This window comes from Austwickia chelonae NBRC 105200 (assembly GCF_000298175.1).
GTDB classification, from domain to species: Bacteria; Actinomycetota; Actinomycetes; order Actinomycetales; family Dermatophilaceae; genus Austwickia; species Austwickia chelonae.
Map to the genome: position 1 here is coordinate 1 of NZ_BAGZ01000016.1, position 24,496 is coordinate 24,496.

A 24,496-nucleotide genomic window follows, 5' to 3' on the forward strand; every position below is an offset into this window, starting at 1 on the left:
CGGGGTGCGGCCGGGTCGGGGCCGCCCGGGTCACCGGTTCCGGGCCCGTTCCGGGGGCCCGGCCCGCCACCGCCGTGGCCGGGGTGTCCGTCCGGTCCGGAGGGCGGCAGGGTGGTTCCTTCGACCCGTGCCCGCAGGCCCAGGGTCTGGTGGACGGCCTGGCCGACCACGTCGGCGTGTCCGCCCTGGTGGAAGGCTCGGACCAGGCCGGGGTTGGCGAATCCGAGGACGACGCGCTCACCGTCGGCCTCCATCACCTGGGCGTGTTCGGCCAGGAGGAACCAGGTCGCCTTGCGCAGGGGCAGGATCGCGGCGAGCACGTCGGGCCAGCTGCGTCGCAGGGCGTCGACATCGGGCCGGTCTGTGCCGGGGGCCCGATCGGCTGCAGGGGATGCGCCCGTCGGTGGACCGGCCGGTTCCGGACGGTGCGCTTCCGGGCGGGTCGGCTCCGGGCGGGGGGCCTCCGGACGGGGACGGGCCGGAGGTGCCTCCTCCCGAACTGCCGGCTCGGGGGCAACGGACTCCGGGGCGGGCCGGTCGTTCCCGGCGGCAGTGGCCGTCCCGTCCGCCTCGCGTACCGCGGCCCGGGCACGTCGCAGCGCTTCCCGTCCTCGGGCACCCGAGACGGCGGGGGGCAGCGGCCGTTCCTCCGCCGGGATGTCCCCGCCCGGAGCCGGGACAGCGGAGCCCCCGGATGTCGGGATATCGCCGACCGGCGCGGACGGCAGGGGCCCGGCGGCGTCCAACCGTCGTTCCAGCCGGTCCAGTCGTGCGCCATGTCCTTCGGCGCCGGAGACGGCGGGCAGGAGGAGGCGCGCGCAGATCAGTTCCAGTTGGAGACGGGGCGAGGTGACCCCGTTCATCTGGGTCAGGCCGGTGTTCACCAGGTCGGCGCATCGGGAGAGTTCTGCGGCGCCGAAGGAGACTGCTTGTTGGCGCAGCCGGTGCATCTGGTCCTCGGGGAGGCCTCGGAGGACGGCGTCGGCGCCTTCGGTGCTGGCGGCGACGATGATCAGGTCGCGGAAGCGTTCCAGCAGGTCCTCGACGAAGCGTCGCGGGTCCTGTCCGGTCTCCACCACTTTGTCGATCTGTCGGAAGACGGCGCCGCCGTCCTGGGCGGCGAAGGCTTCCACCACGGCGTCCAGGAGTTCCACCTCGGTGAATCCCAGGAGTGCTGCGGCTCCGGCGTAGGTGAGGCCGCTGTCTGCCGAGCCGGCGATGAGCTGGTCGAGCACGGACAGCGAGTCGCGGACGGATCCGCCGCCGGCGCGCACCACGAAGGAGAGCACTCCGGGTTCGACGGGCACCTTCTCCAGGGCGCACAGCTGTTCCAGGTAGGTGGTCAGCCGGGCGGGGGGCACCAGTCGGAAGGGGTAGTGGTGGGTCCGGCTGCGGATCGTGCCGATGACTTTTTCGGGTTCGGTGGTCGCGAAGACGAATTTCACGTGGGCGGGTGGTTCTTCGACGATCTTCAGCAGGGCGTTGAAGCCCTGCGGGGTGACCATGTGGGCCTCGTCGATGATGTACACCTTGTACCGGGATTGGGCCGGGCCGTACGCGGCTCGTTCGCGCAGGTCGCGGGCGTCGTCGACGCCTCCGTGGCTGGCGGCGTCGATCTCGATGACGTCGACGGATCCCGGCCCGCCGGCCGACAGGGCGATGCAGGAGGGGCAGCTTCCGCACGGGGTGGGGGTCGGGCCCTGTTCGCAGTTCAGGCAGCGGGCGAGGATGCGCGCGCTGGTGGTCTTTCCGCAGCCGCGCGGCCCGCTGAACAGGTAGGCGTGTCCGGTGCGCCCTGTCCGTAGGGCCTGCATGAGGGGTTCGGTGACATGTTCCTGTCCGATGACATCGGCGAAGGTCTGGGGCCGGTAACGGCGGTACAGGGCGGTGCTCACGATGCGACCTTATCCGTCGGGGGCGTCGGGCTCACTTCTGTGCGGCGTGCCTGCGGTCAATGCCCGGGGCGGATGTGCCGAGCGGTGTGGGGGATGTGGCCTGTGTCGGTGCGGAAGACCGAAAAATCTTGATCGTATGTCTTTGGAGACCTTTGTTGTTCCAGGCATCTCCTGATTTCGCGCTGAGGTGCCGACATAGGGTGAGCCCCATCGATATTCCTTCAGGCCTCGCAGCGACACGTGTGATGGCCCCAGCGGCAGAAGAGTGAGATGCCCATGAGTAAGAATCCACGATGGAAGTGCCTGAAAGACCTGGGCATCTATCTGGCCGTCTATCTGGTCATGACCAGCGTCGGGGAGATCCTCATCGGCACCCATGTGATGTCACTCTTCGGCGTCAACAACATGCGTGCCAGCACCTACGACCACGCGATGAACCAGCTGAGTGACACGGCGGCTAATCTGCTCACCGGGCTGGCGCTGGTGTACGCCTACCGGCGCCGGAACCCGCCGGAGAAGCGCGGCCCCGGCCTGCCCGGCGTGCTCCACCGCCTGCAGCACATGGCCGTCGGCCTAGTCCTGGGAGCCGGCGCGATGTCCCTGCTCGTCGGCATCCTGGTGGTGCTCGGCGTAGCGAAGGTCACGACGGTCGCCCCGCAGATCACCACGCTGACGCTCATCCCCTACTTCATCTCGGTCGGCTACGAGGAAGAGGTCTGGGTCCGCGGCACCGTCCAGCACACCCTGGCCAAGGTGATGCCGTTGGCCTTGGTCATCACACTGTCCTCCTTGCTGTTCGGCGCGATCCATCTCACCAATGACAACATCAGTCTGCTCGGCATCACGAACGTCGTCCTGGCGGGGGTCCTCTTCTCCGTCTTCACCTGGACCACGAAGAACCTCTACATGGCGATCGGATTCCACATCACCTGGAACTGGTTCCAGGGTGGCTTCTTCGGGATGACGGTCTCCGGGCACGATTTCATCGGCAAGGCTCCGTTCAAGGTGTCCATGGAGAGCGGCCACGACCTGCTGACCGGTGGCGCCTTCGGCCCCGAGGCCAGCCTGCTCACCACCGTGCTGTTCATCGGGCTGTCCGTCGCCGTCTGGTTGTTCTATCGCGGGCGGCAGACCGGGACCGAACAGCAGCTGCCCACCGCCCCTACCGCTGCGGAATAACAACTCCCAGATCTCGGGCGGCTGTCTGGCCACCCTCAGCGGCGACCGTCCTGTGTCGCGGGGTGTACGCCACCCCGGCGCAGGACGTCAGAGGCATCGGGCGCGGCCGTCGACCGACCCGGCGTCCTCGTCCGCCGCGATCTGGACCATCGCGGTCTGGGCCTCGTCGACGACGGTGCGCATCGCGGACTCCGCGGTGTCCGCATCGCCGTTGGCCACCGCCGTGGCGATCCGACCGTGCAGGCGCACCGCCTCGTTCTCCGGATGCTCGGGCATCAGATGGTGGTGGGTCCGCCCGGCGAGCACTTCCCGGACGACAGGGGCCAGGGCGACGAGCATCTCGTTGCCCGATGCCTGGAGCAGGGTCTCGTGGAAGAGGATGTCGTACTCGAGATAGGCCAGCAGGTCGGGGATCCGGGCGGTCATCGCCATGCCGGCCGCGGCCGAGGACAGGGCCCTGGCTTGTTCCTCGGTGGCATGGAGAGCGGCCAGGCGGGCCGCGAGAGGTTCGAGCCCACGACGTAACTGGCTGATGGACATCAGCTGGTCCATCCGTCCCGGGCCGTCCAGGCGCCACCGGATCAGACGAGGATCGTAGACATTCCACCGGGCGCGCGGGAGGACACGGATCCCGACCCGTCGGCGGCTCTCCAGGAGGGACATCGACTCCAGCACTTTGACGGCTTCCCGGGCAACCGTGCGGGAGACCTCGTATCGGGCCTCGAGTTCCTCGATCCGTAAGATCGTGCCCTCCGGGATCTCCCCGGCCGCGACTGCCGCACCCAGATGCCCTAGCACCCACTCGTGCAAGCCGACACCTGCGCCCGGTGGCGTGACGGGAAGCATGGGAAGAGCATATCGACGATCCGTCGACATCTGATTGAGACACATAGTTGTCAAAGATCATACTTTTGCCGCATCCTCAGGGGGCATCGACAGCGCGCTAGCGGTCAAGGTTGACCAAGGAGGCCATATGGGCAACGACGCCCCTCTCGTCGTCGTCATGGGTGTATGCGGGTCAGGGAAGAGCACCGTCGGCCAGGAACTGGCCGAACGACTCGCTGTCCCGTTCGCCGACGCCGACGAATTCCACCCCCCGGCGAATATCGACAAGATGGCCGCCGGACACGCACTCGACGACACCGACCGCGCGCCCTGGCTCGCCGCGATCGGCATCTGGCTCGCCGAGCACCACCGCGCCGGAGCCGTCGTCACCTGCTCGGCGCTCAAACACATCTACCGCGACATGCTCCGCGCCCAGGCCCCCGGGATCTTCCTGGTCCACCTGGCCGGAGACCCCCAGGTCGTCACCGAACGGGTGTGCGCCCGCACCGACCACTTCATGCCCGCCTCTCTCATCGACTCGCAGTACGCGACCCTGGAACCGCTGTCGGCCGACGAACACGGCATCACCCTCGATCTGGCGTTGAGCGTGGACGATCTCGTCGCTGCAGCCCACGCCGCAGTACAGGCTCCGGCACGCAGCTGAGAATCCCTCCCCCATATCCCTCTACCGTCAGTTCAGGAGCACCCCAACATGTCATCGTTCACCGTCGTCGCGGCTGATGCCGCGAAAGCGACGGCACCAGCAGGCCAACTCGTGGCCGCGGCCCTCGTCGGCATCGCCCTCCTCGTCATCTTGATCACGAAGTACAAACTGCACCCCTTCCTCAGCCTGACCCTCGGCTCCTTGCTGGTCGGGCTCGTCGGCGGACTCTCGATGCAGGCCACCACCGACAGCTTCACGAAGGGTGTCGGCTCCACCGTCGCCGGCGTCGGCCTGCTGATCGCCCTGGGCGCCATGATCGGCAAGCTGCTCGCCGACTCCGGCGGCGCCGACCAGCTGGTGGACACCATCGTCGACCGGGCCAGCCCGGCCGCGCTGCCCTGGGCCATGGGGTTGGTCGGCGCCGTGATCGGCCTGCCGATGTTCTTCGAGATCGGCCTGGTCCTGCTGATCCCGGTGATCCTGCTGGTGACCCGCCGCTCCGGGCTGCCCTTGATGAAGATCGGCATCCCCGCCCTCGCCGGGCTCTCCGCGATGCACGGCTTCGTGCCCCCGCACCCGGGCCCGCTGGTGGCCGTGGACGCCCTCAAGGCGAACCTGGGGCTCACCCTCGGATTGGGCGTGCTGGTGTCGATCCCGGTGATCGCCCTGTCCGGCCCGGTCTTCGCCTCCTTCGCCGCGAAATGGGTCCCGGTCGGTGCCCCGGATCTCTTCCTCGGTCCGGCGAGTGCCTCCCCCGACAGCGAGGAGGCCACGCAGGAGGTCCGCCGTCCCGGTTTCGCGGCGACCCTGATCACCGTGCTCCTGCCGGTCGTGCTGATGATGGGCAAGTCCTTGGCGGACATCTTCCTGGCCAAGGGCGACATGGCCCGCCAGGCCCTGGACTTCGTCGGCGCCCCGCTCATCGCCCTGCTGTTGACCGTGCTGGTGTCCATGTGGACCTTGGGCCGCGGATCCGGCATGGACGGCTCGGCACTCGGCCGGACGATCGGTGACTCGCTCGGCCCGATCGCCGGGATCCTGTTGATCGTGGCGGCCGGTGGCGGTTTCAAGCAGGTGCTGGTCGACACCGGCATCGGCACGATGCTCGCGCAGTGGATCCAGGGTTCGAGTTTCTCGCCCCTGCTGTTGGCCTGGGTCGTGGCGGTCTTCATCCGCCTGGCCACCGGTTCGGCCACCGTCGCGACGATCACCGCCGCCGGGGTGATGGCCCCGGTCGCCACCGCGATGACCGGGAACGAGACCGCGCTGCTGGTGCTCGCGATCGGCGCCGGGTCGGTCTTCTTCAGCCATGTCAACGACGCCGGCTTCTGGCTGGTGAAGGAGTACTTCGGCTTGGACGTCGGTCAGAACATCAAGACCTGGTCGTTGATGGAGACGATCATCTCGGTGTCCGGCCTGGCCGTCGTGATGCTGCTCTCGCTGGTGATGTGAGGCCGAGCGGCGCAGGACGGCTGCGGGCATGAAAGGACCCCCCGCGTACCTGGAAGAGCTCACTTACCCTTGCTGCATTCCTGCCCTGGGGGAGTTCGGTGAGGTACCACCACGCGGGGGGCCTGCCCCCACTGTAGTCCAGCGGACGGTGCGATTCGAATCCCGGCCCGTCCCACGTCTTCCTCCGCGGTCGGCGCAGGGGGAGACCTGCGCCGACGGGCAGCGATCCCGACTTCGGGCAGCCGGATTGGGTTCCTGCGGGCAGGTCGGGTACGCTCGTCCACGGAGGATTCGCATAGTGGCCTAGTGCGCACGATTGGAAATCGTGTTGGGGATGAAACCCCTCGCGGGTTCAAATCCCGCATCCTCCGCCAGTCTCAGGGCTCCGAGATCGTCCACGATCCGGAGCCCTCGGCTTTTCCCCGGCCTTTTCACCCGCCGTTCAGGACGGCAGCCGGCCCTGCTCACCGAGCACCACATACGGCGGACGATGCGCCAGAACACCCCCGGCGAGCAGGTGCTCCCCCACCAGCCGAGCCCCCTCCAGCGCACCGCCGAGCGCCGGCATCACGAAGAGCCGCCGCCGCCCCAGGGCAGAAGCCAGAGCCACCCGCACCCCGTCCAGATAGAGCAGACCACCCACCGCGACCACCGGGCCGTCCGGCAGGATCGCCCGCGCCGAAACGACCAGATCGGCCAGGCACTCGCCGGCAGCAGTGACGACAGCCCGGGCGAGCGCGTCCTCCACCGCGACCTCGCAGACCACCGGCGCAAAACGGGTGAGCACCACGTCTCCCTGCTCGGCCAGCAGAGCAGGCCACCCCTGCTCGTCACCGAACTCCGCCCGAGCCGCGGCGAGCAGACGCCCGGACCCGTCCGGCACCCCGTCGCGATGACGAAGAGCCGCAGCAAGCCCCTGGGCGCCGATCCACGCCCCCGACCCCCGACCGCCCAACGGAACCGGCCATCCGTCGAGGAGATGCCAACGATCACCCAGATCCGTGACCAGGGCGGAGGCCGTGGCCCCCAGACTCAGACAGATCCCCGGCAGGACACCACCGAAAGCGCCGACATGGGCGGCATATCCCTCGTCGACGACGACCGCGCGGTCCGCACCCACCGCCCGCACCGCGGCCAGCAGGTCGGCCGCCGGTCCACCCCGCCACCCCGGATGCACCGCCCAACTGACCGCCTCCGGAGGGTGTCCGCCCCGTGCGGTGAGGCCGGCGACGGCGGCGACGAGCGCAGCCGCATCGGCCGGTCCACCGGGGTCGACGGACGCATCGGGGACCTCGACGAAGGAGTCCGCGGCATCGGTGGTGCCGGTACGTCGGGCCCGGACGCCACCGACGCCCACGGTCACGGCCAGGACATCGCGGCCGGGAGGGGACAGCGCGCTCATACGGAACCCATCGGCCGAGCCTCTTCCCCTTCCACTTTTCCGGCCACGAGAAGTGTTCACCACCGACGAAAATCGAGAAATTGGTCAATGACTTACCCGGCGGTACGATCAACGTCGGAGAAGGTGTGGCGAGGCAGCCCCCGCAGCATTCCGTTCACGAACTCGTGACGAATCGTTGTCGATTCCGGGCACGTACCGCGCAGGAAATTCGTCCTAGATGTCGGTGAGAAAAGTCGAACCCGGTAAGTCACCCCTGTTTTCTCACGAAAAGACGGTGACCGAACCGGCATATCGGCCCCTGACGCCCCGACGACGGGTCCCACGACCCCCGACGGACCGCGGACGGCTCACCGGCACATCTCGCCGTGCGCGACCGCACCCCTCGTGCCCGGCGAACCCTACGCAGTGAAGCGTCACCACCCCCGTTCCGTTCCCTGACGACCTTCGGCAACCATCTGCACTCCCCACCCGGAGAGCGACCCGCCGGTCTCCGGCACGCCGAGGAATGACGATGGGCGAGGATGGAGATCTGCATCGGGGCAGGATTGATTCAAGGGGGGAACTAGGAGGAGATCGTGACCGACCTCGACGGACGCGGATACCCGAGCGCATCCACCAGCCAGCGCCGCCGTTCGATCATCGCCCTGGCCGCGCTGGGGTCCGTCCTCCTCATCGCCTTCCTCACCGCCTTCTCCTACATCCACGGGTGGTTCCCTTCCCAGAGCGTGGCCCAGCCGGCCGCACCCACCTCGAAGGCCTCCGCGCCCTCCCAACCCTCCGAAGCACCGGCACCGTCCTCCGCGCCGCCGTCGTCCCCGTCCTGCACCCCGATGACGCCGAAGAAGGTCACGGTGAACATCTTCAACGCGACCAAACGTCCCGGACTGGCCGGCACGGCCGCCAAGACCTTGAAAGACCAGGGCTTCACGGTGGGGAAGGTGTCGAACGACCCGAAGAACAAGAAGGTCGAGGACTCCGCGGAGATCCGTTTCGGCCCCTCCGGAGCGGCCAAGGCCGATTTCCTGGTGAGCCGGGTGACCGGCGCGGTGAAGGTGCAGGACGACCGCACCGATGACACCGTCGACATCGCCCTGGGCGAGAAGTACACCTCCATCAGCCCCGGCCCGAGCAGCGGAGGCTGCTGACCCGGTCGGACGACGCCCCGGCCAGAGCGCACCCCGGTCAGGCCGCCAGCACGTCCTCCAGCTCCTCCCGGGTCGGACCGGCCGCCGAGATCGGCTGACGCACCGACAAGGCCGCCGCCACCGTCGCCACCCGGACGGCCTCCTCCACGCTCTTGCCCTGCGCGAGCTCGGCGAGAAGAGCCCCGGTGTGCGCATCACCCGCCCCGGTCGTGTCGACCACATCCGCGATCACCGGCGCCGGGAAGTGGATACTCTCCCGGTCGGGCCGGATCAGATGGCTCCCCCGCGGGCCGTCCCGCAACACCAGGAAGCCATCGGGACGCACCAGGTCGAGGACGGCGGAGGCCCCCCGGATGTCCTTCGGATCAGCCACCGGGGACAACTCGCCACTGAGCAGGGCGAACTCACGGGTGTTCAACGAGAGCACATCCGCCCGGCCGAAAGCCGCGTCCGCGACCTCCTCGGGGATCTCCGCGACCAGAGGCCCCGGGTCGATGACGACCAGCGCGTCCCCGACGTCCTCGGCCAGCCAGCCGGCCAGTGCCGGTCCAGAACCCGGATAGGTCAGGTCGTACCCGGAGACGAAGACGACATCGTCCGGGCGGACCGTGACCAGGGACAGTTCCTCACGGGTCAACTCCGACTCGACCCCGGCCGAGGTCACGAAGGTGCGCTCCCCGTCCGGTTCGACCATGCCCACGCAGAAGCCCTGCTCACCGACGACCCGAGGGATCAGCTCGGTGACCCCCTCCTCGATCAGGGCCGCAGCGACGATCCCGGCGAACGGGCCGGTGCCCAGCCGCCCGGCGAGAGCACCGGACAGACCGAGCCGGGCCGCCGCCGCCAGGACGTTGAATCCCCCACCGGCCTGGGCCGTGGCACTACTGGCCATGACATCACCGCCCCGAGAAGGCAGCTGGGGCACCGGCATGATGACGTCGACGATGACGCTCCCGGCGACGACGAGGCGCCGTGGTCTGGTCTTCATCACACTCCCTTCTGTCGAGAACCGCACACCACGATCAGGGGACCCCGAGACGGCCCGACCAGGTCGACCTACACGGAAGTCCCCCGAAAATATTGGGGTTCAGCAATATTCACCTTTACCTGTTGGTCACGTTTGCCCCATGTACAGGCATATGTCAAGAGGGAGGGCCGCCGTGTCCCCCGAAGTCCACCGATCGACGGACACCACGGACACCCGGCCCCGGTCGCGCAAAGAGTTCACCGCACCTGCTGCGCGTCCCCTCCCCTCCTGGGCACTTCTCGGGCACAGTGGAATCAGAAGACCTCCACCGGCCGGTACGGATCCGAGGACGGACACCTCGGCCCTGCTGGACGCCTTCCTCACGATCGCGGGACGAAGAAGAGGAGCGCGGTGACGTCCGACAGAGGCGCACGGTCCGGGGTGGAGACCAATGGCATCAACGTGATCGCCGAGAACGAGCGACACGGCAGGGCGAGCGACCTCTTCTTCCCCTGGTTCGCCGCCAATATCTCCGTCCTGGGCCTGAGCTACGGAGCCTGGCTGTCCACCTTCGGTGGCTCCCTGTGCCAGTCCGTCCTGGTCGTCTCCCTCGGCGTGATCGCCTCCTTCCTGCTCGTCGGCGTGATCTCACTGGCCGGTCAACGCGGCTCAGCACCGACGATGACCCTGTCCAGATCGGCCTTCGGCCCCTGCGGGAACCTCGTCCCCACCGCAGTGGCCTATCTGTCACTGATCGGCTGGGAGATCGTCCTGATCTCCCTGGGCACCCTCATGGCCCGCACCGTCGCCCGCCGGCTCGGCGCCGGCGACGGCTCGGTGGCCATGACCGTGACCTTCGTGACGATGGTGGTCATGGTGATGGTCTCCGGGATCCGCGGATTCTCGTCGATCATGCGGATACAACCCGTGATCACCTGGGCCACCGCCGTCCTGACCGCCGGATACCTGTTCCTCGTCGCCGACCACATCCACCCCGAGAGCGTCCTGCAACGACCGGAGGCCTCCGCGAGCGCGATGATCGGGTTGTTCGTCTTCTGCCTGACCAGCTTCGGACTGAGCTGGTCGAGTTGTGCCGCAGACTATTCCCGCTATCTGCCCCGCCGGGTCTCCGGGGTGAAGGTGGTCTCCGCGACCGTCGCCGGTGGTGCCCTGCCGATCCTGGCGTTGGCGATGACCGGGCTCCTCCTGTGCGCGTCCGACGGGGGACTCGCCGGGCACATCGCCTCGGACCCCGTCGGCGCCCTCACCGAGGCCCTGCCCACCTGGTACGTGCTGCCCTTCGCCGCGGTGGCCCTGCTGGGCCTGGTCTCCGGGGCGATCCTGGACATCTACTCCTCGGGGCTGACGCTGCTGAACCTGGGTCTGCCCTTGCAGAGGTGGCAGGCCGTGGGGGTGGACGGGGTGCTGATGGCGGTGGGTTCGGCCTACATGGTCTGGTTCGCGCCGGGCTTCCTGGCGGTCTTCCAGGCCTTCCTGTTGGCGCTGGGGGTGCCCTTGGCGGCCTGGATCGGGGTCTTCCTGGCCGATTTCGCCCAACGGCACGGACGGTACCCGGAGGACGGGACGCGGGAGGGGGTGCGGCGGCACCGTCCGGGGCCGGTGGCGCTCATGGTGCTCGGCTCGGTGGCCGGGTGGGGCCTGGTCACCAATCCCGTTCTGCCCGTTCTGGGTTTCCTTCTGCCGTGGTGTGGCGGCACCGAGGGGCACCTCGCCCGTTCCGGGGCAGGGGTCCTCATCGCGATGAGCATCGGATTTATCGGCAGTTTCCTGGCGCACCAACTCTGTTCGCCTGGTCGGCGGGTCAGCGGGTCCTGGCGTAGCCACGCCCGGCAGAGCTAAACCCCGCCCGATGGGCGTCCCCTCGGCCTAGGCTGAGACCATGGAGTAGCCAGACACCCCCCATTACGGGTGAACAACACGGCGACCCCGAGCCGCCGCATCCCAGCTGACGAGACCAACGCCGAAGAAGCGCTCCCGTGGACGAGACGGACCTCGACGACATCACCTATGACACCGTCGTACCGACATTGCAGCCGGGCGCGATGGCCCACATCCGGGATCTCCTGGCCGACAGAGGCCTGGACCACGACCCCAGCGTCGACATCTTCTGCGTCGCCCGCAGCCACGAGGAGATCATCGCCTGCGGCGGCCTCTCCGGGAATGTCATCAAATGTGTCGCCGTACGCGACCGCTACCACGGCGTCGGCGTCCTGGAACACCTGGTCACCGAACTGACCTACGCCGCCCTGGACCGCGGGGTCAGCCACCTCTTCCTCTACACCAAACCGGCCAACGAACAGGCCTTCCTCGGCTGCGGCTTCCACACCGTCGTCCAGGTCCCCGACACGGTCGTCCTGATGGAGAACTCCCCCTTCGGGATCAGCAAATGGACCGAGGAACTCAGCTTCTACCGGCGGGAACAACCCCGCGTCGGCGCCTGCGTGGTCAACTGCAACCCCTTCACCCTGGGGCACCAGTACCTCCTCCAACAGGCTGCCGCCGACTGCGACTACCTCCACGTCTTCGTCGTCAGCGAGGACGCCAGCTTCTTCTCCTACCGCAACCGGCTCGCCCTCGTCCGTGCAGGAGTCGCCCTCCTGCCCGAACGCGACCGCATCCACGTCCACCCCGGCTCGGAATACCTCGTCAGCAAGGCCACCTTCCCGACGTACTTCATCAAGGACACCGGCATCATCGACATGGCCGCGACCGCCGTCGACCTGCGGATCTTCCGGGAACACATCGCCCCCGCCCTGGGCATCACCCACCGGTACGTCGGCACCGAACCCTTCTGCCAGGTGACCCGGCGGTACAACGCCGACATGCACTACTGGCTCGAACGCGAGAAGGACGACCACCCCCCGGTCGACGTCGTCGAGATCCCCCGCCGCGGCCACGACGGCGAAGCCATCTCCGCGACCGAGGTGCGCCGCCGCATCCTCAACGGCGACCTCGACGGCCTGCACGACCTGGTCCCCCCGACGACATATGCCTTCATCGTGGAACGCTACGGAACCCCGGCCGACCGTTACCGGGCCACCGAGATCACCAACAGGACCGCCGGACGGGCCGAGGTCCACGAGACCGCACTGGCCGCGCTCGCCCGAGCCTTCGACCGCCAAGGAGTCGGCTGAACGCGCGGCCCCCACCAGGCGTCCCGTCCGTGGACACCGGGCCGGCCAGACCCGGCACCCACCGTCACCCATGCAGTCAGGCAGGAGAGGAACGATGCGCATCGACCGCGAGGCCGTCGCCGGGACCTTGGAGTCCAGCGACGTGATCGTCCGGGTGGCCCCGGCCGGGAAAGACACCGAGGCCACCTTGGAAGTACTGGTGATCTCCAATGTGATGGCCCAGTTCGGTGATGCGATCCGGGAGGTGGTGGACGACACGCTCACCCGCCTGGGCGTCGAGTCCGGGCGCATCGTCGTCGAGGACAAGGGTGCCCTGGACTGCACCATCCGGGCCCGGGTCCAAGCCGCGTGCCTCCGCGGGTCCGGTGCCCCGGAGGACGTCGACTGGAGCCGACTGTGAACGCCTCGGGCCACCACGGTGAGCATCACGCCTACACCGCGGGCACGGCCCCCCACTCCGGACGTCGCACCATCCGCACCGACAAACCCCACCGGTCGATGCTCTTCCTCCCCGGCAGCAATGCCGCGATGCTCTCCACCGCCTACGTCTTCGCCCCCGACGCGATCATGTTCGACCTGGAGGACGGAGTCGCCCTGCGGGAGAAGGACTCCGCCCGGCTGATGGTCTTCCACGCCCTCTCCCACCCGGTGTACCGGGCGATGGAGACCGTGGTCCGCATCAACCCCCTGGACACCCCCTACGGGCTGCTCGACCTGGAAGCGGTCGTCCGCGCCGGGGCGAAGATCGTGCGCCTGCCCAAGACCGAATGCGCCGAGGACATCGTCGAACTGGAGGAAAAAGTCGCGGCCATCGAGGCCGACTGCGGACGCCCGGTCGGATCGACCCGGCTGATGGCCGCCATCGAATCGGCATCAGGCGTGGTCAACGCGGTGTCCATCGCCACCGCCAGCCCCCGGATGGACTCCATCGCCCTGGCCGGTTTCGACTACGTCATCGACATGCAGACGACCCGCGGCGACGGCACCGAGCTGTTCTACGCCCGCTGCGCGGTACTGCACGCCGCCAGGGTCGCCGGCATCGGAGCCTATGACGTCGTCTGGTCCGACCTGTCCGACGAAGAAGGATTCCTCGCCGAGGTCGAACTGATCAAACGGCTCGGATTCGACGGCAAATCGTTGATCAACCCCCGACAGATCGACCTGCTGCACAATGCGTACGCCCCCACCCAGCGGGAACTCGACCACGCCCGTCTCGTCATCGAGGCCGCAGCCCGCGCCGAGGCCCAAGGGCTGGGCGTCGTCTCCCTGAACGGCAAGATGATCGACGCCCCGATCGTGGCAGCCGCACGCAGAACCGTCCAGTACGCCGACGCGTCGGGTGTACGGCAGCAAGAGGGGGCCTGAAGGTCATGAACGACAACATCCACACGGTCGACGCACACCCGGACAATCTCCACCGCGTCACCGGCCGGGAACATCCCGCACTCCAGGGCCTGCGCCCCTTCACGACCTTCGACGCGGCAGCCCCGCACCTGTCCGACCCGAAGGCCAAACGCACCCGCAAACTCGTCGACTCGCTGCCCGAGGCCGTCCGCCGGACCGGCCTGGAGAACGGCATGACGATCTCCTTCCACCACCACTTCCGGGAGGGCGACAAGACGATCCTGCAGGTCGTACGCACCCTCGCCGAGATGGGACTGCGAGATCTGACCCTGGCGTCCAGCTCGTTGAACAACTGCCACGCCGGGCTGGTCGAATTCATCCGCTCGGGAGTCATCAGCCGGATCTACACCTCCGGGATGCGCGGACAACTGGCCCGGGAGATCTCCGGCGGGCTGCTGGACGCACCGATCCACATCCACTCCCACGGCGGACGGGTCAATCTCATCCAGTCCGGTGAACTGCACATCGACGTGGCCTTCCTCGGCGTCAGCCGGTGCGACTCCATGGGCAATGCCAATGGCACCTCCGGGCGCAGCTCCTGCGGCAGCCTGGGCTACGCCATGGTCGACGCCCGCTACGCCGACCAGGTGGTCCTGCTCACCGAGGAGATCGTCGAATATCCGCACCTGCCGGCGTCGATCCATCAGGACCAGGTCGACCTGATCGTGCAGGTCGACGAGGTCGGCGATCCGAGCAAGATCTCGGTGGGCGCGGCCCGGATCACCTCCAACCCGCGTGAACTGCTGATCAGCCGGATGAGCGCCGATGTCATCGAACACAGCGGTTTCTTCAACGACGGTTTCTCCATCCAGACCGGGTCGGGCGGTTCGGCCACCGCCACGGCCCGTTTCCTGGAGACGAAGATGCGCCGTAAGGGCATCACCGCCGGTTTCGCCCTGGGCGGGATCACCGGGGCCATGGTCGACCTGCACGAGAAGGGGCTGATCCGGGCGATCCTGGACACGCAGAGCTTCGACTCCGAGGCGGCGCGCTCCCTGCGGGAGAACCCGATGCACCACGAGATCTCCACGAACCAGTACGCCTCCTTGACCTCCAAGGGTGCTTCGGTCGACGAGATGGACGTCGTCATCCTGTCCGCCCTGGAGGTCGACCTCGACTTCAACGTGAACGTGATCACCGGTTCCGACGGGCTGATGATGGGCGCCTCCGGCGGGCACAGCGACACCGCCGCCGGCTCTCATCTGTCGATCATCGTGGCCCCGCTGATCCGCTCCCGTATCCCCACGGTCGTCCGTCGGGTCACCACGGTCGTCACCCCGGGGTCGAATGTGGGCGTCCTGGTGACCGACCACGGCATCGCGGTGAATCCGGCCCGCCCGGAGATCGCCGAACGGCTGCGGGCCGCCCGGCTCCCGGTGTACACGATCGAGGAGCTGCACGAACGTTCCCTGTCGATCACCGGTGAACCCCGTCCGATCGAGTTCGACGAGAAGGTGGTCGGGTTGATCCGCTACCGGGACGGTTCGGTGATCGACGTGGTCCGGCAGGTGCACGCCTCGGCGCGCCGGTGACCGCTGCCCGGCCGGCCGAGGAGGTCGACCTGGCCGAGATGTTGGCCGCCCGGGATTCCCGGGCGGCCGCTCAGTCCCGGTTGTTGGCCGCTGCGGCGTCCGTGGCCGGGGTGGACGCCCGGCGCGCAGGGACGGGCGGTGACGGGAGTGCGTCGGCGTCCTGTGTGCTCTCGCTGTCCGTGGTGGTCCCCGGGCCGGTGAAGGAGCTGCCGTGGGTGCGGCCGGTGTTCGACGAGGCCGTCCGGGTCGTGGAGGAGACGTGCGCCGAACAGGGGTGGCCGGTCCACGACGTCGCGGGCTCGACCGGGGCCCGCACCGGTCCGGAGGCGCTGTGGGCCGTGTTGGCCCCGGGGCCACAGGTCAAGGAGGTGGTCTCCGCGCTGGAGGATCACCATCCGGTGGGTCGACTGTGGGATCTGGATGTCGTGGTCGCCCGCTCGGACAGCGGGTCCCCCGGCACCGGTCCCGGTGACCGGCCGGGGATCGTTCCTTTCCCGCTCTCCCGGGCCGACCGTGGTCTTCCGCTTCGGCGTTGTCTGGTCTGCGGGTGCGCGGCCGCCGGGTGCGCCCGGTCGCGCCGTCACGGTCTGCCGCAGGTGTTGGCCGCGGCTCGTCGGGTGGTCGGACGGTGGCAGGTGACGCGGGGAGGGCAGCTGACGCCGGCGGCCGCGCTGGCTCATGACTGTCTGTTGGCCGAGGTCCATCACACGCCCAAACCGGGGCTGGTGGACCTGCGGAATACCGGCGCCCACCAGGACATGGACGTCCCGCTGTTCGAGGCCAGCGCGGCGGCGCTCGCGCCGGGGTTGGCCCGTTGCGAGCGGATCGGCGTGGAACAGGCCCGGCGGGGTGAGGAGCTGCCTGCTGCCCTGCCGCGACTGCGGGAGGCGGGTCTGTGGGCGGAGGAGCAGATGGCGGCGGCCACCGGTGGGGTGAACACCCATCGGGGGGCGATCTTCGCGTTCGGGTTGCTCTGTGCCGCAGTCGGCTGGTCGGTGGCGGCCGGTCGACCGGTGACGGTGGACGCGGTGTGTGCGCTGGTCGCGGCGACGGCGGAACCGACCTTGGCCGATGTCGCGGGCGGTGTGCCGCTCACGCACGGGTTGGTCGCGCGGGCCGAGCACGGGATGCTCGGTGCCCGTGGGGAGGCCGCGGGGGGTTTCGCGACGGTACGGGGGTATGCGCTCCCGGCGTATGCGCGGGTGTTGCGGTCCTGCGGTGATCCGGCGGCGGCTGCGGGTCAGGCTCTGCTGGAGCTGATGGCCCGCAACGAGGACACCAATCTGGTGGCGCGTGGCGGGCCGGGTGCGGTGGATCTGGTGCGGGCGCGGGCGCGGGGGTTGTTGGCGGACGGCGGGGTGTGGGCGGTCGGGTACGAGGCTGCGATGTGGGCCTTGGACGACGAGCTGATCGCTGCGGGTCTCTCCCCGGGCGGGGTGGCGGACCTGTTGGGGGTGACTCTTTTCCTGGCCCGGTTGGACGAGGTGGCGCCCGGTCGTCCCGGTGGCTCGTCCCGGTGATCGTCCGGTCATCCCAGGGCGGGGTCATTTGTCCCGTGAAATTCATATATTTCCTTGCCCATCAAGGTAGTTCACGCCGTACAGTCGAGGAGGGCAGTCACGATGGGGAGGGGAGGAACGATGGCCCGGCTCCGCTGGCTCGAACGTGTGCGTCATCCTCCGATCAAGGAGCACGGCCCGGCTGCGTACACCCTTCCCTCCCGTTCCCTGGAGGAGCTGGTCGAGGAGTTCCGAGAGCATCCGACGGCGAGCGATCTACGCCCGGTCGTGCGGGCGATGAGCCGGGATGTCGTCGCCTGGTTGATCGGTCATCCGGCGGCCTGTTCGGCGCAGGAGACCAGGTTGTTGCGGGGCGAGATCCTGACCTCCGCGGACCTGCATCCGCTGTTCCAGGCCCGGATGAGCCATCTGGCGCAGGTCATCGAGCACGCCTGCGCCACCGGTCATGAGATCCCGGCGTTGACGTTCAACCTGCCGTTGCAGGCCACGGCGGAGGGTTTCTACGACGACATCCTGCGGATCCTGCCGACGGGGTCCTTCCTGCGTTTCGACATCGGTTATCCCGATTTCGACCTGGACGTGGCCCGGGCGGCGGTGCAACGGGTCCGCGACCGTCAGGTCAGGGTCGGGCTGTCGGGCTTGTCCGCGCTGGCCGAGGACGGTCCGGCCGAGGAGGCACGGGCCGGGGACGATTTCCCCGAGGGCGGCGAGCCGGGCACTGATCCGCGCCGGGATCTCGTCGTGCCGGTGGATCCGGTGGGTTCCCTGCCGGGGGTCGTCCTGCCGGAGGAGCTCTCGGAGGAGGAGGTCGTCCGGGAGCTGGCCCCTGACGTCCTCGTGTACGACAGCGCCAGTCCTCTGGAGTACCGCGACCGGATGCCTCGACTGTTGCGGCTGCGGGCGGCAGCCGGACGTCCTCAGGTGTTGGTCTCCGGGGTGTCGACGGCGGTCGACGAGTGGGCGGCGATCACCTGTGGGGCGAACTGGCTCAGTGGCCCCTTCTACGAGCGGGAGAGTCTGTCGGGTCTGGATCATCTGTCGGACCGGCCGGAGTTGCGTCGGGCCGACGAGGGGCTGAGCGCGTACGAGGTGGCAGCGAAGCAGTACGCGCCGCGGACGGTCACGGTGGAGCAGGCCCTGGATCTGGCTCTGGAGCTGCATCATCGGGTGTGTGCGGTCGGCGACTACGCCGACGCCTATCTGTCGATGCCGACGATCATGGGGATGCCGGAGCGGGCGTCGACGGCGATCGAGGCGATGTTGCGTTCGGGGGCTGCGGTCACGACGGTGGCGCTTGATCTGACGGAGGCGCCTGCGGAGGGGATGATCTGGGGTCGGACGGATCCCGGCGACTCCTTGGCCCAGGACTGGGTTTTCGTGACTCTTTTCCCCGGGGAGGGTCAGGTCTTGGTGGCGAGGCCGGTGGAGGAGCAGGGCACAGCGCGGGCTTTGTCCTATATTTTCGCGCACGATCGGGAACTCGCGTTGCGAATTGCCCGGCGAATCAGTCGTAGCGCCAACGGACAGTAAGGAAGTCGGGCAGACTACCTGAACGGGCCGCAGTCGGACGTCCTGGTGTGTGACCTAAGCCGCATCGAAGGTCCCTTGACGATGGCTGCTACGGCCCGGCAAGATGTGGAATCGATTTCAGTGGAAACGATTCCACTATGTCTGTTCACCCGACCGCGTCCCCGACGCACCCGGAGAGAACAGCCCACCGCGCCCAGCCCGGAGCCCCATGCACAAGGAGGTGCAGTACATGGCCACACTCCGCGACGTCGCCCGCGAAGCCGGCGTCTCCTCGGCCACCGCGTCCCGCGCACTCACCCACTCCGGCCCCGTTTCCACCGACACCCGCGAACGTGTCGTCGAAGCCGCCCGGAAACTCGACTACCAGGTCAACAACCTCGCCCGCGGACTACGCACCCAACGCACCCGCACCCTCGGACTACTCGTCCCCGACGTCCGCAACCCCTTCTTCACCGACCTCGCCTACCACGTCGACAAAGCCGCCGCCCAACGCGGACTCGCCGTCATGATGGGCAGCGCCGACGAACAAGCCGGCCAACAGGACCGCTATCTCAACGTCCTCACCGGCCACCACGTCGACGGCATCATCGCCGTCCCTCAAGGCGCAGCCAGCGAGACCCTCGTCCGCACCGCAGCCTCCGTCCCCACCGTCCTGGTCGACCGCGACCCCGGCATCCCCGGCGTCCCCACCGTCACCAGCGACAACCACGGCGGCATGACCGCACTCGTCGACCACGTCGTCTCCCTCGGCCGACGCCGCATCGGCGTCGTCGCCGGACCCCAGACCACCTCCACCGGCCGCGAACGCCTCGACGCCCTCCGCGGACGACTCGCCGAACACGGCATCGAACTCCCCACCAACCGGATCGCCGAAGGCGACTTCCAACTCGAGAGCGGCCTGACCGCCACCGCCCAACTCCTCGCCGGCGGAGACCTCGACGCCATCGTCGCCGCCGACAACCTCATGGGCCTGGGCGCCATCATGGTGCTCCGCCAGGAAGGCATCGGCATCGGCGACGACATGGCACTGGCCTGCGTCGACGACATCCCCTGGTTCTCCCTGGTCGACCCGGCCATCACCGTCATCGCCCAGGACGTCAGCCGCCTCGGCGAAGTCGCCGTCGAACTCCTCCAGGCCCAGGCCGACGGCCACACCGTCGAATCGGTCGTCGTCCCCATGCACCTCATCCCCCGCACCTCCTGCGGGGAGAAGAACACCACCCACCCGGCCCCGACAGGAGAAATCCGGTGAGCGGCTGCGTCCTCGAACTACGCGGAGTCGGGAAAACCTTCGGCCATGTGCGCGCCCTCCACGGAGTCGACCTCATACTCCGCGCCGGAGAAGTCCACGTCCTGCTCGGCGAGAACGGCGCAGGAAAATCCACCCTCATCAAGATGATCGCCGGAGTCCACGAACCCAGCGAAGGCGAGATCGTCCTCGACGGCAAGGTCGTCCGCATCCCCGACACGGCCACCTCCGAACAATTCGGCATCGCCACCATCCACCAGGAACTCAACCTGGTCCCCACCCTCTCCGTCGCCGAGAACATCACCCTGGGACGCACCCCGCGCCGCCACGGATTCGTCGACCGCGCCGAGATGCGCCGCCTCGCCAGAGCAGCCCTCGACCGGGTCGGCCTCGACGTCGACGTCGACCGCCCCGCCGGCACCCTCGGCATCGCCCGACAACAACTCGTCGAGATCGCCCGGGCACTCAGCCAGAACGCCCGCATCCTCATCCTGGACGAACCCACCGCCGCACTCACCCGCAAAGAAACCGACGTCCTCTTCGACATCGTGCGCGAACTGCGCCAAGCCGGAGTGGCCATGGTGTTCATCAGCCACCACCTCGACGAGATCGCCGAGATCGGCGACCGGATCACCGTCCTGCGCGACGGAACCTACGTCGACACCGTCGCCGGGAGCACCGACGAAGCCGAACTGGTCCGACTCATGGTCGGCCGCAGCATCGACGCCCTCTACCCCCGACGCCCCGCCACACCCGGCGACGCCCTCCTCCAGGTCACCGACCTCAACAGTGCAGGCCTGTTCGAACACATCTCGTTGACCGTGCACGCCGGTGAGGTCGTCGGACTCGCCGGACTCATGGGCGCCGGTCGCACCGAGGTCCTCCGCGCCATCGCCGGGGCCGACCGCTACGACTCCGGCCAGGTCACCGTCGCCGGACGCCCCCTACCCCGACACGATGTCGCCGCCGCCGTCCACGCGGGGGTCGGACTGGTCCCCGAGGACCGCAAGACCTCCGGCCTGGTCCTGGGCGCCTCCATCACCGACAACCTCGGATATGCCACCCTGCGCTCCAGCGCCCGAGGCCCCCTGGCCGACCTCTCCGGGCAGGCCGACCGGGCCCTGGGCATCGCCGACGCCCTGCGACTGCGCCGCGCCGGGATGAACCAGCACGTCGCCAGCCTCTCCGGCGGCAACCAGCAGAAGGTCGTCTTCGGCCGCTGGCTGATGGCCGACTCCCGGGTGCTCCTCCTGGACGAACCCACCCGCGGCGTCGACGTCGGCGCCAAGGTCGAGATCTACGAACTGATCAACCGGGTCACCGACAACGGTGGCGCCGTCCTGCTCGCCTCCAGCGAGCTCCCCGAAGTCATCAGCATGAGCGACCGCGTCCTCGTCATGGCCCGCGGCCGCCTGGTCGGCGAACTGCCCGCTGCCGAAGCGACGCAGGACGCGGTCATGTCCCTGGCCGTCAAGGAGGTCGAGTCCACCCGTGTCTACTGAGACCAGCGCAACCACCGGCACCGCCGCACCGCCGGAACCGCCTCGCCCCTCCACCGGGGCCGCCTCACCGCGGGCACGGATCGGTGCCTTCCTGTCCGACAACGGCGCCCTGGTCGGTCTCTTCGCGGTCTGTCTGGCGATGTTCATCGCCACCCCGGCCTTCCTGACCGCCCAGAACCTGTTGAACGTCGGTGTCCAGGCGGCGGTCGTGGCCGTCCTGGCCTTCGGACTGACCTTCGTGATCATCACCGCCGGGATCGACCTGTCGGTCGGTTCGGTGGCTGCGCTCTCGGCGGTCACCGCCGGGTGGGCGGTCGCCTCGGCGGGGCTCCCCGGCTGGATGGCGCTGGTCGTCGGACCTGCCGTCGGTCTGCTCGCCGGGTCGATCTGCGGGCTGGCCGTGGCCTACGCGAAATTGCCGGCCTTCATCGCGACCTTGGCCATGCTGTCCATCGCGCGGGGACTCACCCTGGTGATCTCCGGCGGGCGGCCCATCGAGATGCCGGACGCGGTGAATGTGCTCGGCGCGAGCGTCGGCCCGGTCCCGGTCCCGGTGATCGTCCTGGTCGTCGCCGCGGTCATCACCTCGATCGTCCTGCGACGCACCGTCTTCGGCCTGTCCTTGTTCGCGGTGGGGGGTAATGCCGAAGCCGCTCGCCTGGCGGGCCTGCCGGTCGCCCGGTTGACGGCGGTCGTCTACGCCCTGTCCGGCCTGTTCGCCGGGATCGCCGGTCTCGTACTGGCCGGCCGGTTGGCCTCCGCCCAGCCGCAGGCCGCCAGCGGATACGAACTGGACGCCATCGCCGCCGTCGTCATCGGCGGAGCCAGTCTCTCCGGAGGCACCGGCAAGGCCAGTGGAACCCTGGTCGGAGCGCTGATCCTGGCCGTGATCCGTAACGGTCTGAACCTGCTCAATGTCACGGCCTTCTGGCAGCAGGTCGTCATCGGGTTGGTCATCGCCCTGGCGGTGTTGATCGACGTCATCCGTCAGAAACGTTGACCGGAAAACCCTGCACGACCCCACACTCTCCGGTCACACTGCACACTGCACCACCACCTATCGCTCAACGACGAGTAACCCCTGGAGAAATACCCCATGAAGCTCACCACCCGCCGCACCGTCGCCGTCACCGTCCTCATCGGGTCGATGACCCTCACGATGACCGCTTGCAACCGTGAATCACCCAGCGCCGGAGGCAAGGACGGGAAGAACATCACCTTCGCGCTGTCCACGCTGAACAATCCTTTCTTCGTGGACGTCCGCGACGGCGCCCAGGAAGCGGCGAAGAAGGCCGGAGCGACCCTGAACGTCGTCGACGCCCAGAACGACGCCGCCACCCAGGCCAACCAGATGTCCGACACGGTCACCAAGAAACCCGCGGCGGTCATCATCAACCCGGTGGACTCCGATGCCGCCGGTGCAGCGGTCAAACCGGTGATCAACGCGAAGATCCCGGTGGTCGCCGCCGACCGCGGGGTCAACGGCGCCGAGGTGAACAGCCTGGTGAGCAGCGACAATGTCGCCGGGGGCAAGCAGGCCGCCGAAGCACTCGCCAAGGCCGTGGGCGAGAAGGGCGAGATCCTCGTACTGCAAGGGGTCGCCGGGACCTCCGCCAGCCGCGACCGCGGGCAGGGCTTCGAGGAAGGCATCAAAGCCTTCCCGAACATCAAGGTCGTCTCCAAGCAGCCGGCGAACTTCGACCGCACACAGGGCCTGAATGTCACCACGAACCTGCTGCAGAGCAACCCGAACATCGTCGGCATCTTCACCGAGAACGACGAGATGGCCCTGGGCGCCATCCAGGCACTCGGCGAGAAGGCCGGTTCGGCGGTGAAGGTCGTCGGATTCGACGGCACCGCCGACGGGCTGAAGGCCGTGAAGGCCGGGACGATGGCCGCGACCGTGGCCCAACAGCCCAAACTGCTCGGGGAGAAGGCGATCGAGTTGGCGATGAAGCTCGCCAAGGGCGAGAAGGTCGACAAGTCCGTCCCCGTCCCGGTGAAGACCGTGGAGACCTCGAATGTGGACGAATTCCTCAAGTGAGTCCTTCGACGAGCACGGTGTCGGTCCTGCCCGGCACGGACGGAGACGGTGAGCAGGACGGGCGATGCGGACGCGTCCTCGTCCTCGGCTCGCTGAATGTCGACCTGTTCGCCCGGGTCGACCGTCATCCCGCACCCGGGGAGACCGTCCTGGGACGGGGCGGCGAGAGCCGGCCGGGCGGCAAGGGCGCGAATCAGGCGGTCGCCGCGGCTCTGGCCGGGGCCCGGGTCTCGATGGTCGGCGCGGTCGGTGACGACGCCCATGCCGAAGTGGCCTTGGGCGGACTGCACCGCAGCGGGTGCGAGACCGCTGCGGTGCGACGGGTCCCCGGGCCGACCGGGTTGGCCTTGATCACGGTGTCCGCGGACGGCGAGAACTCGATCATCGTCGTTCCCGGCGCCAATCATTCGGTCGACGAAGCCGACCTGACGGCGGTGGACTCCCTGGAACCGGGCGACATCCTGGTGGTCCAGGGGGAGATCCCGGTGTCGACGGCGGCCGAGGCGGTGCGTCGCGCCCATGCCGCGCGGGTCCGCACCGTGGTGAACCTGGCCCCCGTGGTCCCCTTCCCCGCGGACGTCCTGCGCACAGCCGATCCGTTGATCGTCAACGAGCACGAGGGGCGGGGTGCCGCCGAGCTGCTCGGACTGGAGCTGGGCGACGCGGAGGTCTCCCCCGAGGAGATCGTCACCGCCCTGGTCGCGGCCGGGGTCTCCTCGGTGGTGATGACCCTGGGCGGTCGTGGCGCCCTGCTCCACCGGGCCGACGGCCCGCAGGACACACCGGTGAACGTACCGGCCCCGAAGGTCGACGTGGTCGACACGACGGGTGCCGGTGATGCCTTCGTGGGTGCTTTCGTGGCTCGGCTGGCCGCCGGGGACGAGGCGTCGACGGCTGCGGCGGCGGCGACGGAGTTCGCTGCCGGGGCCGTCACCCGTGAGGGGGCCCAGGACTCCTATCCCGGTTGGGATCGGCGGGACGGGGCCGTGGCGACGAACACTCCGGCGGGGGCCTGACCTCGGGACGAGGCG

Annotated in this window: 20 protein-coding genes, 1 tRNA gene and 1 other RNA gene; 17 read left to right on the top strand and 5 right to left on the bottom strand. The window is 68.7% G+C overall.

Annotated elements, in window-relative coordinates:
• Positions 1–1,895: DNA polymerase III subunit gamma and tau (locus tag AUCHE_RS10805; RefSeq protein WP_006503342.1), on the bottom strand; the 1,895-nt coding region annotated here is incomplete at its 3' end.
• 276 nt (positions 1,896–2,171) lie between these two features.
• On the opposite strand from AUCHE_RS10805, the gene AUCHE_RS15770 reads away from it, so the two are divergent.
• Positions 2,172–3,074: a CPBP family intramembrane glutamic endopeptidase gene (locus AUCHE_RS15770; RefSeq protein WP_052024888.1), complete on the top strand. Its 903-nt coding sequence runs from the start codon at positions 2,172–2,174 to the stop codon at positions 3,072–3,074.
• Between the two features lie 87 nt (positions 3,075–3,161).
• On the opposite strand, the gene AUCHE_RS10815 is transcribed toward AUCHE_RS15770, so the two are convergent.
• A complete protein-coding gene (locus AUCHE_RS10815) occupies positions 3,162–3,920 on the bottom strand; it encodes a FadR/GntR family transcriptional regulator (protein ID WP_006503344.1) in 759 nt (252 codons plus the stop codon).
• Positions 3,921–4,047: 127 nt separating this feature from the next.
• On the opposite strand from AUCHE_RS10815, the gene AUCHE_RS10820 reads away from it, so the two are divergent.
• Together AUCHE_RS10820 and AUCHE_RS10825 are read left to right on the top strand one after the other, a co-directional pair.
• Positions 4,048–4,563 carry a gluconokinase gene (locus AUCHE_RS10820; protein WP_006503345.1) on the top strand — a complete coding sequence of 172 codons (516 nt, stop codon included), beginning with the start codon at positions 4,048–4,050 and terminating at the stop codon, positions 4,561–4,563.
• A 48-nt stretch (positions 4,564–4,611) separates the two neighbouring features.
• Positions 4,612–6,015: a GntP family permease gene (locus AUCHE_RS10825; protein WP_006503346.1), complete on the top strand. Its 1,404-nt coding sequence runs from the start codon at positions 4,612–4,614 to the stop codon at positions 6,013–6,015.
• A 29-nt stretch (positions 6,016–6,044) separates the two neighbouring features.
• On the opposite strand, the gene ffs is transcribed toward AUCHE_RS10825, so the two are convergent.
• Positions 6,045–6,141: signal recognition particle sRNA small type (gene ffs / locus AUCHE_RS16285), an RNA gene on the bottom strand.
• Positions 6,142–6,299: 158 nt separating this feature from the next.
• Between ffs and AUCHE_RS10830 the strand changes: the two genes are divergently transcribed.
• A tRNA-Ser gene (locus tag AUCHE_RS10830) sits at positions 6,300–6,389 on the top strand.
• 68 nt (positions 6,390–6,457) lie between these two features.
• Here the strand turns inward: AUCHE_RS10830 and AUCHE_RS15775 are convergent.
• On the bottom strand, positions 6,458–7,417 hold the full coding sequence (locus tag AUCHE_RS15775; protein WP_006503347.1) for a hypothetical protein: 960 nt from the start codon (positions 7,415–7,417) through the stop codon (positions 6,458–6,460).
• 575 nt (positions 7,418–7,992) lie between these two features.
• Between AUCHE_RS15775 and AUCHE_RS15780 the strand changes: the two genes are divergently transcribed.
• Positions 7,993–8,562 carry a LytR C-terminal domain-containing protein gene (locus AUCHE_RS15780; RefSeq protein WP_006503348.1) on the top strand — a complete coding sequence of 190 codons (570 nt, stop codon included), beginning with the start codon at positions 7,993–7,995 and terminating at the stop codon, positions 8,560–8,562.
• Between the two features lie 37 nt (positions 8,563–8,599).
• Here AUCHE_RS15780 and AUCHE_RS10845 read toward each other — a convergent pair whose 3' ends face one another.
• Positions 8,600–9,550 carry a PfkB family carbohydrate kinase gene (locus tag AUCHE_RS10845; RefSeq protein ID WP_006503349.1) on the bottom strand — a complete coding sequence of 317 codons (951 nt, stop codon included), beginning with the start codon at positions 9,548–9,550 and terminating at the stop codon, positions 8,600–8,602.
• A 390-nt stretch (positions 9,551–9,940) separates the two neighbouring features.
• On the opposite strand from AUCHE_RS10845, the gene AUCHE_RS10850 reads away from it, so the two are divergent.
• The 12 genes from AUCHE_RS10850 (at position 9,941) to AUCHE_RS10905 (ending at position 24,481) form a co-directional block, all read left to right on the top strand.
• Positions 9,941–11,389 (top strand): purine-cytosine permease family protein, encoded by a 1,449-nt coding sequence (locus AUCHE_RS10850; protein WP_006503350.1) that lies wholly within the window; start codon positions 9,941–9,943, stop codon positions 11,387–11,389.
• A 137-nt stretch (positions 11,390–11,526) separates the two neighbouring features.
• Positions 11,527–12,684, top strand: coding sequence for a [citrate (pro-3S)-lyase] ligase (citC, locus tag AUCHE_RS10855; RefSeq protein ID WP_006503351.1), 1,158 nt, complete (start codon positions 11,527–11,529; stop codon positions 12,682–12,684).
• Between the two features lie 94 nt (positions 12,685–12,778).
• A complete protein-coding gene (gene citD, locus AUCHE_RS10860; RefSeq protein WP_006503352.1) occupies positions 12,779–13,084 on the top strand; it encodes a citrate lyase acyl carrier protein in 306 nt (101 codons plus the stop codon).
• Positions 13,081–14,049: an aldolase/citrate lyase family protein gene (locus AUCHE_RS10865; RefSeq protein ID WP_006503353.1), complete on the top strand. Its 969-nt coding sequence runs from the start codon at positions 13,081–13,083 to the stop codon at positions 14,047–14,049. The genes citD and AUCHE_RS10865 overlap by 4 nt, the downstream gene beginning before the upstream one ends.
• Positions 14,050–14,054: 5 nt before the next feature.
• Positions 14,055–15,620 (top strand): citrate lyase subunit alpha, encoded by a 1,566-nt coding sequence (citF, locus tag AUCHE_RS10870; RefSeq protein ID WP_006503354.1) that lies wholly within the window; start codon positions 14,055–14,057, stop codon positions 15,618–15,620.
• Complete coding sequence (locus tag AUCHE_RS15785) at positions 15,617–17,140, top strand: triphosphoribosyl-dephospho-CoA synthase (protein WP_006503355.1); 1,524 nt, start codon at positions 15,617–15,619, stop codon at positions 17,138–17,140. The genes citF and AUCHE_RS15785 overlap by 4 nt, the downstream gene beginning before the upstream one ends.
• A gap of 120 nt (positions 17,141–17,260) precedes the next feature.
• Positions 17,261–18,670: a hypothetical protein gene (locus AUCHE_RS10880; RefSeq protein ID WP_040322267.1), complete on the top strand. Its 1,410-nt coding sequence runs from the start codon at positions 17,261–17,263 to the stop codon at positions 18,668–18,670.
• Positions 18,671–18,899: 229 nt separating this feature from the next.
• Positions 18,900–19,922, top strand: a complete 1,023-nt coding sequence (locus AUCHE_RS10885; protein WP_006503357.1) for a LacI family DNA-binding transcriptional regulator — start codon at positions 18,900–18,902, stop codon at positions 19,920–19,922.
• Entirely contained in the window at positions 19,919–21,421 is a 1,503-nt protein-coding gene (locus tag AUCHE_RS10890) for a sugar ABC transporter ATP-binding protein (RefSeq protein ID WP_006503358.1), read from the top strand. Before AUCHE_RS10885 ends, AUCHE_RS10890 begins: the two co-directional genes overlap by 4 nt.
• On the top strand, positions 21,411–22,421 hold the full coding sequence (locus tag AUCHE_RS10895; RefSeq protein ID WP_006503359.1) for an ABC transporter permease: 1,011 nt from the start codon (positions 21,411–21,413) through the stop codon (positions 22,419–22,421). The genes AUCHE_RS10890 and AUCHE_RS10895 overlap by 11 nt, the downstream gene beginning before the upstream one ends.
• A 96-nt stretch (positions 22,422–22,517) precedes the next feature.
• The gene (locus AUCHE_RS10900) at positions 22,518–23,465 is read left to right on the top strand and encodes a D-ribose ABC transporter substrate-binding protein (RefSeq protein WP_006503360.1); all 948 of its coding nucleotides are present in this window, start codon (positions 22,518–22,520) and stop codon (positions 23,463–23,465) included.
• A complete protein-coding gene (locus AUCHE_RS10905) occupies positions 23,462–24,481 on the top strand; it encodes a ribokinase (protein WP_245706858.1) in 1,020 nt (339 codons plus the stop codon). The genes AUCHE_RS10900 and AUCHE_RS10905 overlap by 4 nt, the downstream gene beginning before the upstream one ends.
• The last annotated feature ends 15 nt before the right edge of the window (positions 24,482–24,496 follow it).